This window comes from Actinomycetota bacterium, from assembly GCA_036280995.1.
GTDB lineage: Bacteria > Actinomycetota > CALGFH01 > CALGFH01 > CALGFH01 > CALGFH01.
Genome location: DASUPQ010000499.1, coordinates 1 through 2,491, shown reverse-complemented (window position 1 = coordinate 2,491; position 2,491 = coordinate 1). Strand labels below are relative to the sequence as shown.

The window sequence follows — 2,491 nt, the reverse complement described above, 5'->3', positions numbered from 1 at the left end:
GGTCGTCGTCGGCTTGACCGTGGTCGTGGTCGCCCCGGTGGTGGTCGTCGGCTTGACCGTGGTCGTGGTCGCCCCAGTGGTGGTCGTGGGCTTGACCGTGGTCGTCGTCGCCCCGCTGGTGCTGGTCGCCCCCGAGGTGCTCGTCGCCCCGGTGGTCGTGGTCGGCTTGACCGTGGTCGTGGTCGCCCCCGAGGTACTGGTCGCCCCCGAGGTGCTCGTCGCCCCGGTGGTGGTCGTCGGCTTGACCGTGGTCGTGGTCGCTCCCGAGGTGGTGGTCGCGCCACTGGTGGTCGTGGCCGGTGGACAGGTCCAGACCACGTAGTTGGAGACGTCCTTGGACAGCGTGATCGTTCCCGAGGTCGTGTCGAAGGTGGCCGACACCACCACCGCGCCCTCACCAGACTTCACCGTCACGAAGTCGATGGGATCTGCCGCCGAGAACGAGATCGTCGTCCCCAGGTTCCCCTCAACCTTGGCACCCGCCACCGGCGACGCGCAGGAAACGTTGGGGTTGTCGACCGTCAGGACCTTGTCCGGGTCGCCTTGGCTGGCAACAGCGAGTCCCGTCACGCTCAGCCCGGTGACCACCACCAGAGCAACGACGAGCAGGCGGGCCCCCTTCAGGTTCCCGACACGTACATGCTTGGCCATGAATCCCTACCTTCTCCTCTGAGCGGCGATCTGCTGGGCCGCTCGCCACCTAACAGGACAAACAAGACAGCCGCCCCTCTCCGCCCTCGGGGGAAGGAGGCGAACACAGCACAAGCCAGGTCCGCGCGACCTGACCGTGGCGGCTGCTGACCGGACGGTTTGAAGCTGTAGAGCGTTCTGGGGGGCCAGCGACCTCAAGGGTGGAACGTGGGGGATGGGCAGGAGGCCGCTGGTTCTAGGTGGTGGGGGACCTCCTCAGGGGACAGCCGGCAGCGCCGGGCGGCGACACAACGAACAGGCGTAACCGACTAGTAAAGCGTCGGCGCCATCTGTTGCGTTACACGCGGTTCTGTGCTGATCGATGTGGTCAGGGCGTTTGCGCCAATGTCCCCACGCGCTGCGGCGGCCGGCCCGGACTCGGCTCCATCGCGGCTTGCAGGACGTCCGCTTCGGCGTGGGCAGGGCGCCAACCCCGCGGCGGTGGAGCAGCCTGCACGCTTTGAGGCCTGAGGGGGGATTCATGAACGTCATCGTCATCCAGCCGGCCGGCTCCGGCCACCCGCGTACATCTTGATCGCGCTGGTGATCGCGTTGGGGTCGATCCTGTTCTTGATCGTCGGGGTGACGCTCGCGCCCAGCTAGCGACGGCAACCTCCTGACCAGGGATGGAGCAGTTGGGCAGCGCCCGGTTACCTGCCGTTGTCCTTGCCCGGTCTGTCCTTACCCTTGCCAGGTTTGTCGTGGCGTTTGTTCTTCTTGTCGGTTTCCCCGTCACTCTGGTCGGCTTGGTCGGCCGCTTCGGCTCGCTGACTTCCGGAGGCCCCGTTGCCGGCTGCCGAGTCCGCGGAACCGGCCCCTCGGGAGACCGGGGGTCGGCCGCTGGGTGGGTCGGCGGCCAGCACCGCCGCACGTTCCCGCCCTGGCGCCACCACAGCCCCGCTGGTGTCGGCGTTCTCCACGATCAGGGCCAAGCCGACGCCGAGGGCGGCCCCAAGCAACGCTCCCATCACGACCAAGCTCTGGCCGAGATGGCGAAGCGATCGATCCACGAGGCCTCCAAGGTCGGGCGGCGATTCCATGGGTACATTGCCGACGCCATATGAACCCAAACTTGACCTCCCGGGAGATCCCAGCTGACGCTGGGCAGGGCTTACTGAGCCGCCAGGCGACTCCTGAATGCCTGCTTGCTTGGGGCGTAACGCCGTCAGCCGAGCGGCTGGAAGGCCTGCTCGAACTGGCGGGCCAGGTCCTGGGAGGCGTCCCACTGCTCGGCCGGGACGATGAACTCGACGTTGTAGCCCCAGCTCCGGCCCTTGAGGTTGACGTGGCTGACGTGGACCCGGCGGCCGTCCCTGACCGCCTCGTACTCGAACACCACCGCCCCCTTATGGCCGGCGTAGGTCTGGTTCTCCTCGTAGCTGACCTCGCGGAAGCCAGCGAAGTTCCGCCGAGCCCAGCTGCGGTAGTCCCGCGACGCCTGGGGCAGCAGGGCGGAGGGGTTCTGGGAGCGCACGGTGAACACCCGCCCGGGGTCGCGCGGTTCCTCGATGACGGTGGCGTTGTAGCTCTCGCGGGTGCGGGCCCGGAACCCGGGGGGGACGCCGGCGCGGTTGTTGCCGGCCCGGTTGGTGAAGGCGCGCCAACCGGCCGGAAGGCCGGTCTTGGGTGCGGCAGTGGTAGGGGTCGTGGGCGCTCTGGTGGTGGCAGGCTCCTTGGTGGTCGATGGAGCGGGCTCGGTCGTGCCTGGTGCTCCGGCGCCGCCCCTGGCCGTGGCCCGGGTCGCCTGATCCTCGCCCGAGGCCACCCCCGGGCTTCGGCTGGTGATGGCCGGGGCCGCCCG

3 protein-coding genes are annotated in these 2,491 nt (G+C 68.8%); 2 read left to right on the top strand and 1 reads right to left on the bottom strand.

The genetic code is table 11. The features are described from left to right. Together VF468_16965 and VF468_16960 are read left to right on the top strand one after the other, a co-directional pair. Window positions 1-322, top strand: a 322-nt coding sequence (locus VF468_16965) for a hypothetical protein (protein HEX5879984.1), incomplete at its 5' end; no start/stop codon positions are given. 12 nt (window positions 323-334) lie between these two features. Beyond that, window positions 335-673 carry a hypothetical protein gene (locus VF468_16960; protein ID HEX5879983.1) on the top strand — a complete coding sequence of 113 codons (339 nt, stop codon included), beginning with the start codon at window positions 335-337 and terminating at the stop codon, window positions 671-673. Between the two features lie 1,182 nt (window positions 674-1,855). On the opposite strand, the gene VF468_16955 is transcribed toward VF468_16960, so the two are convergent. Next, a partial coding sequence (locus tag VF468_16955) for a hypothetical protein (GenBank protein HEX5879982.1) occupies window positions 1,856-2,491 on the bottom strand: 636 nt, incomplete at its 5' end.